The following is a 6,218-nucleotide window of genomic DNA, read 5'->3' as shown; positions in this document are numbered from 1 at the left end:
AATCCTACTCCCGCAACCAGTTTTAGCGAATGACCGTTCGCTACTAAGCCCGCCTCCAAGGCGGGCTTAGTTGTGTTCTGGGACGCCAAGAATCCGCCCGATCCCTCCTACCCGCACCAAACCTCTCATTTTTTGTAATTTTGCCCCCGTCTCGGGGGAGAAGTTCATTTCGAAGTGTAAGGTGGAGCGACTGGTCATGCTTTCTTTCCCGCGAAGGCACTCGTCCCAACATGCTCTAAATAGGCTAAAATAATAGGAATTCGGATTGATGACAGATTAAAAATTAGGCATGTAGTGCGCGTATTGGTAAAGAAGGATGTCACTACCGTGAACACGATCAACGAAAAGCTTCAGCCCATCCTCAACACTGTTTTGCACCGTAATGCTGGCGAAGCTGAATTTCACCAAGCTGCGCGTGAAGTGCTTGAAAGTTTGGGGCCCGTCATTGCGAAAAAGCCCGAGTATTTTGACGAAGCCCTAATCGAACGCATTTGTGAACCTGAACGACAGATCATCTTTCGCGTGCCGTGGATTGACGACAACAATCAGGTCCAGATCAACCGCGGTTTTCGTGTTCAATTCAATTCTGCGCTTGGTCCCTATAAGGGGGGCATTCGCTTCCATCCGACGGTCAATATCGGGATCATCAAGTTTCTCGGTTTCGAGCAGGTTTTCAAAAACGCTCTCACGGGCCTGCCTATTGGCGGTGGCAAGGGAGGCTCGGACTTTGATCCCAAAGGAAAATCCGACCACGAAATTATGCGTTTCTGCCAGTCCTTCATGACCGAGTTGCACCGCCATATCGGCGAATACGTCGATGTCCCTGCGGGGGATATCGGTGTTGGTGCGCGTGAGGTCGGGTATATGTTCGGCATGTACAAACGCCTGAACAATCGTTTTGAGGCGGGCGTCTTGACGGGCAAGAGCCTCGTCTATGGCGGGTCGCGCGCCCGTAAAGAGGCCACGGGTTTCGGCACGGCCTATTTCGTGCGCTCCATGCTCGACGTCAAAGGTGTCGATGTTGCGGGTAAACGTTGCGTAGTGTCTGGTTCGGGCAATGTTGCCATCTATGCGATGGAGAAAATCATGTCCTTTGGCGGCAAGGTTGTCGCCTGCTCTGACTCGGGCGGCTATGTCGTCGACGAAAACGGTATTGATTTGGATCTGGTCAAGCAGATCAAGGAAGTGCGGCGCGGACGTATCTCCGAATATGTCGAGCTGCGCGGTGATGGCTGCCACTACATCACGGGTGGTTCGATCTGGGACGTGCCGTGCGAAATCGCGCTTCCCTGTGCCACGCAGAACGAACTCAATGGCCGTGATGCAAAGACATTGGTCGAGAACGGTGTGATTGCGGTCGCGGAAGGTGCGAATATGCCCTGTACACCCGAGGCTGTGGACCTGTTCGAGAGTGCGAAAGTTCTGTTTGCTCCAGGTAAGGCGGCCAACGCGGGCGGGGTGGCGACCTCTGCGCTTGAGATGCAGCAGAACGCAAGTCGCGACAGTTGGAGCTTTGCCAAGACAGAGGGGCGTCTCGAAGAGATCATGGCGAACATACATACGGCCTGTCACGAAACGGCCGAGGAGTATGGCGCTCCTGGGAACTACGTCGTGGGGGCCAATATCGCGGGCTTTGTTCGTGTGGCTGATGCCATGCGCGCATTGGGCGTGATCTAGGCGCGCCACGAGGTTTCATGTCTAATACTGTGAATCGAGGCCTTCCCGAATGGTTCATTTGGGGAGGCCTTTTTAAGGTCGCGGCCGTCATGAATGGGCGGTGCGCGACAACGGTGCTTTCCTCCTTTCTGCTTTGAGTCCACTGGCTATCTGTTGATGGTGAGCTTCATCCGGTCTCCCGTGAGCGCCTACAAATTTCCCATCTAAATGAAGGGATTATGCGCAAGGCAACGATTGCTCCCTTGACTGCCTCATGGTCGCGGCCTACTCGTGTTTGTGAGATGTGTTCACGTGAACATTGGCTGGTGTCCGCTCAGTGGCGAACTTGGAGTGTTCGGTTATGGCAGCGGCACTTTACAAGAGGGCAGGGCGGAAGAGACGGGAAGGCGAGAGGAATGGATGATCTGTTCAACAAATGCGCAGCCTTGGTGGAGGAGCTCGGGATCGCATCACGCGAGGCGGTGACGCGGGTCGGGCCGCTGACCGGAGGCGTGGCCTCCGACATCGCGCGGGTGGAGGTGTCGGGCAGGACGCTTGCCGTGAAATTCGCGCTGCCCAAGCTCAAGGTGGCTGCCGACTGGCGCGCGCCTGTGCATCGCAATTCGGCGGAATATGCGTGGCTTTCCGTGGCCGCACAGGTCGCGCCCGAGGGGGCGGTGAAGCTCTATGGTCGCTCTGAAGCCGACCACGGTTTCGCGATGGAGTTTATCACTGGGGACGATGTCTACCTTTGGAAAGATCGCCTGTTGTCAGGCGCACTTCCCGAGGGCGAGGCGGGGGCCGTGGGTGATGTAATCGGCGGCATTCATGCGGCATCGACCGTCGACGGCTTCGACGCGGCGCCGTTTGATAACGCTGACGATTTCCGTGCGCTGCGTATCGAGCCCTATCTGACCTACACGGCGCGGCGGCACGCGGGTGTGGCGCAGGCCCTTACGGCGCTGGCCGATATGCTCTATGCGGCGCGGGGAGTTCTGGTGCATGGTGATGTCAGTCCCAAGAACATCCTCTTGCGCGACGGGCGCCCCGTGATGCTCGACGCCGAGTGCGCCACGATGGGGGATGCGAGTTTCGATCCTGCCTTCTGCCTCAACCATTTGGTGTTGAAGTCCTTTCACCTCCCGCAAAACCGCGCGGCTTTGCTCGGCGAGGTGGGAGCCTTCTGGTCGGCCTACGCGCAGCATGTGACATGGGAAGACCCCGCGGAACTCGAAGCGCGGATCGCGGCGCTGCTTCCCGCGCTGATGCTCGCGCGCGTAGATGGGAAATCGCCCGTGGAATATCTCAATGACGCCACCCGCGCGCAGGTGCGCACCGCAGCTCTGGCGCTAGTGGTATCGCCCGAGAAGACCCTGAGTGCCTTCGTCGGAAGGCTTAACGAAATCGTAAAGGAGCAAGGTGCGTGACAACCATTGCGAAGATACACGGACGCCGTGTCTGGGATTCCCGTGGCAACCCCACGGTAGAAGTTGACGTGGTTCTGGAGGACGGCACGCTGGGCCGCGCGATTGCGCCTGCGGGGGCATCGCGTGGAACGCGCGAAGCGATTGACTTGCGTGACGGAGGCAAGTCGCTGCGTGGCATGGACGTGCAAAAGGCACTGGCCAGCGTCAACGGTCCGATTGCCAAGGCGCTCGTGGGGCGCGATGTGGCGGATCAGGCGGGGGCCGACGGGGCGCTCCTTGCACTTGATCCCTCGCCGCTCAAGGCTGAACTTGGGGGCAATGCCACCGTCGCGACGTCTCTGGCCGTGCTTCATGCCGCCGCCGCTTCTGCTCAGAAACCACTGTGGCGTCACGTGGCCGATCACTATGGCACGACCCCGCGCCTGCCTCTGCCCGAGATCCAGATATTTGGAGGCGGGGCTCATGCGGGGCGGCGCGTGGATATTCAGGATTTCATGATCATGGTGCCTGGTGCGCGCTCCTTTGACGAGGTGATGGAAGTGACCAATGCGGTTTATTTCGCCGCAGGTGACATCATGACCCGCAAAGGCAAGGCCGCAGGCGTGGCCGACGAGGGCGGCTGGTGGCCGATGTTTGACAGCAACGAGGAGGCGCTGGAAACGCTTGTGCAGGCCATTGAAAATGCGGGCGAAAAGCCTGGAGAGAACGTGGTGATCTCCCTCGATATCGCGGCCTCTGAATTCGGAAAGAACGGCACCTACCGCCTTGCGCTGGAAGATCGCGAGATGGACAGTGGCGCGCTCATCGACATGTTGGGCGGCTGGCTCGACAACTACCCGATTGCCTCGATCGAAGACCCCGTGGGTGAGGATGATCCCGAAGGTATGGCGGAATTCACCCGTCGCTTCGGTTCCCGCGTTCAGATCATCGGCGACGATTATCTCGTGACCAACGCGGGGCTTGTCGAAGAGGCGGCTGGTGCGGGAGCGTGCAATGCCGTTCTGATCAAGGTCAACCAAGCGGGCACGGTGACGGAGAGCGTCGATACCTTCAAAGCCGCGCAGACACACGGCTGGGGCGCGATTGTCTCCGCGCGCTCGGGCGAGACGGAGGATACCTCAATCAGCCACCTGTCCACGGGGCTTGGCGGCGGTCAGCTCAAGGTCGGCTCTTTCACCCGTTCCGAGCGCATGGTCAAATGGAACGAATGCTTGCGCATTCAGGACGAACTCGGCGCAAATAGTTTCGTCGGCGGGGCACCGCTGGCGCAGACATGGTGGGCCGCACAACAGAAGGAAAAAGCATGAAACTGATGCGTTACGGCGCCCGCGACGGCGCAAAGACCCCCTGCATTCTCGACGCCGATGGTGTTGCGCGGGACGTCTCCTCGGTCGTGGGGGATATCAACCCCGAGACCTTGGGCGCAGGAGCGCTCGACAAACTGCGTGCGGTCAATCCCGCCGACCTTCCCGTGGCCGACATCAAGGGCAAGCGCGTCGCGCCTCCCACGGCCCAGCCGAAGAACATCTGGTGTGTGGGGCTGAACTACTCTGACCACGCAGCGGAAGCGGGCATGGAAATCCCCGCAGAACCGATCCTGTTCAATAAGTCGTCGGCCACCTATTGCGGCCCCGACGACGATCTCCTCTATAGCACGAAAATGTCCAAACTGGACTGGGAGGTTGAACTGGGGATTGTCATAGGCAAGCCTGCGCTCAACATCTCCAAAGAGGAAGCAATGGCGCATGTGGCGGGTTTCGTCGTGGTCAATGACGTGTCCGAGCGCGCGTGGCAGCTAGAGCGCGCGGGGCAGTGGGTGAAGGGCAAGAGCTTCCCCAACTTCTGCCCCACGGGCCCCGTTCTGGTCACGCCTGACGAAGTGGGCGATGTTCAGGATCTTGGCATGTGGCTCGACGTGAACGGCAAGCGGATGCAGACGGGGAACACCTCCACGATGATCTTCGACGTGGTGACGATTGTGAGCTACATGTCGGAATTCATGCGCCTTGAACCTGGTGATCTGATCTGCACAGGCACACCGCCAGGTGTTGGTGCGGGCATGACCCCGCCTGTGTGGCTCAAAACAGGAGACAAGGTATCGCTTGGCATCGACGGGCTGGGCGGGCAAGCACAGACGGTTGTGCCGCTATAGGCCGCTATCAGGGGATGCATTTGACGGACGTCTTCTTATAGGACGGGATGGCGTGCGTGACGTATGGCGGTTAACGTCGTGTAGTATTTGAGAAAGGCGAGTGAGGAGCGGCTGCAATAGTGGTCGGGACAGAGGGCTCGCAAACAGGGAGACATAAGATGAATCAACTCGATCTCAACGGCAAGCGCGCCGTGATCACGGGCGGGGCGCGCGGTATGGGGTTTGCCTTTGCCAAGCGGTTCCTTGAAAGCGGGGCGTCAGTGGCCCTTTGGGACATTTCGGAGGAGACGTTGAACAAGGCCGTGGAGGCGCTGTCGCCTTTGGGTAAGGTCTGCGCTCAGGTGGTTGATGTGTCCGATTACGCTTCCGTTGAGGCGGGGGCGAAGGCGGCGTCTGATGCGTTGAACGATGGCGATGGTGGTCTCGACATCCTTGTGAACGCCGCAGGGATCGCGGGCGTGAACGAGACGCTCGTCGACTATCCTCTGGAGGCATGGCGCGCAGTGATGGATGTGAACCTTAACGGCATTTTTCACACCTGCCGTGCGGTTGTTCCCTATATGCAGAAAGGTGACTGGGGGCGGGTGGTCAATATCTCCTCCATGGCGGGCAAGGAAGGCAACCCGAACGCCTCCGCTTATTCCGTGTCAAAGGCAGGGGTGATCGGTCTGACCAAATCTCTGGGTAAGGAGTTGGTCGCTACGGGCATTCGCGTCAATGTCGTCTGCCCCGCCGTTATCAAGACCGAGATGCTTGCCGATCTGACTGACGAGCATATCACCTATATGCTCTCGAAAATCCCGATGGGACGCATGGGCACGGTGGAGGAGATTGCCGCGATGGTCGGCTGGATGTGCACCGAGGAATGTTCCTATTCGACAGGCGCGGTGTTCGACTTTTCGGGCGGTCGCGCGACCTATTGAGGGTGGGCGCATAGATCAAATAAGGCAAGAATAAAGGGGCGGCAAATGCCGCCCCTTTGT

The 6,218-nt window shown here is 59.0% G+C and carries 5 protein-coding genes; all 5 read left to right on the top strand.

The window, feature by feature from the left end:
- The first annotated feature begins 327 nt into the window (after positions 1-327).
- The 5 genes from gdhA to ACN0SC_RS12710 all read left to right on the top strand — a co-directional run bounded on the left by gdhA (position 328) and on the right by ACN0SC_RS12710 (position 6,158).
- On the top strand, positions 328-1,677 hold the full coding sequence (gene gdhA, locus ACN0SC_RS12730) for an NADP-specific glutamate dehydrogenase (RefSeq protein ID WP_417250051.1): 1,350 nt from the start codon (positions 328-330) through the stop codon (positions 1,675-1,677).
- A 395-nt stretch (positions 1,678-2,072) separates the two neighbouring features.
- Positions 2,073-3,083, top strand: a complete 1,011-nt coding sequence (locus tag ACN0SC_RS12725; protein WP_417250050.1) for a phosphotransferase family protein — start codon at positions 2,073-2,075, stop codon at positions 3,081-3,083.
- Positions 3,080-4,390 carry a phosphopyruvate hydratase gene (gene eno / locus ACN0SC_RS12720; protein WP_417250049.1) on the top strand — a complete coding sequence of 437 codons (1,311 nt, stop codon included), beginning with the start codon at positions 3,080-3,082 and terminating at the stop codon, positions 4,388-4,390. Before ACN0SC_RS12725 ends, eno begins: the two co-directional genes overlap by 4 nt.
- Positions 4,387-5,235, top strand: a complete 849-nt coding sequence (locus ACN0SC_RS12715; RefSeq protein WP_417250048.1) for a fumarylacetoacetate hydrolase family protein — start codon at positions 4,387-4,389, stop codon at positions 5,233-5,235. The genes eno and ACN0SC_RS12715 overlap by 4 nt, the downstream gene beginning before the upstream one ends.
- A gap of 158 nt (positions 5,236-5,393) precedes the next feature.
- The gene (locus ACN0SC_RS12710) at positions 5,394-6,158 is read left to right on the top strand and encodes an SDR family NAD(P)-dependent oxidoreductase (RefSeq protein WP_417250047.1); all 765 of its coding nucleotides are present in this window, start codon (positions 5,394-5,396) and stop codon (positions 6,156-6,158) included.
- Positions 6,159-6,218: the final 60 nt, after the last annotated feature.

The sequence above is a fragment of the Celeribacter sp. genome (assembly GCF_048261515.1).
GTDB lineage: Bacteria > Pseudomonadota > Alphaproteobacteria > Rhodobacterales > Rhodobacteraceae > Celeribacter.
The sequence above is the reverse complement of the archived record's forward strand: the minus strand, read 5'-3'. Positions and strand labels throughout refer to the sequence as shown.